Annotated in this window: 1 protein-coding gene; it reads right to left on the bottom strand. The window is 36.8% G+C overall.

Translation table 11 applies throughout. The annotated features are described in order from the left end of the window. On the bottom strand, nt 1–418 hold a 418-nt coding region (locus BZK14_RS10535), incomplete at its 3' end, for an MATE family efflux transporter (protein ID WP_245831316.1). Nucleotides 419–555: the final 137 nt, after the last annotated feature.

Below are 555 nucleotides of genomic sequence, written 5' to 3'. Positions count from 1 at the left end.
CATAGGTATATTGATAAGTGCCTTCATCAGCACCTAAAAAATGCACAAGTGGCTTTAAAAATATGAAAAAAGACATCGAAACAGTAATGGTAATGATAAAAGTTAAAATCAAGGATGTTCCGACAACCTTCTCAGCTTTATCATAATCTTCATTACCCAAAAAGATCGAAATACGACTACCTGCGCCTGCACCAACTAACATACCAAACGCCGCTAAAATGGTCATAATCGGTAGTGCTAACCCCATAGCGCTCATCGCATCATCATTTAAATAGTCTGCATTACCAATAAAATAACGTGTAATAATATTATAAAGTGCAGTAACAGTGCTCCCCACAATAGCAGGTAATGCATACTTCCATAACAAACTACGAATCGGAGCATTTCTCAGCTCTAAAATCCTTTCCGATTGCATCATATATCTAATACTCCTTATAATTGTGGTATATATATCAAAGATTTGGTACTGCCACCACGGAGGAGCTACACCATCATTGCATTGCGCAACCGCCTCATTATAGAACTAAAAACAATACATGCAAATGATGATATAGA

Origin of the sequence: Wohlfahrtiimonas larvae, assembly GCF_002006755.1 — a bacterium.
Taxonomy (GTDB): Bacteria; Pseudomonadota; Gammaproteobacteria; order Cardiobacteriales; family Wohlfahrtiimonadaceae; genus Wohlfahrtiimonas; species Wohlfahrtiimonas larvae.
This window is presented reverse-complemented; position numbering and strand designations above follow the sequence as displayed.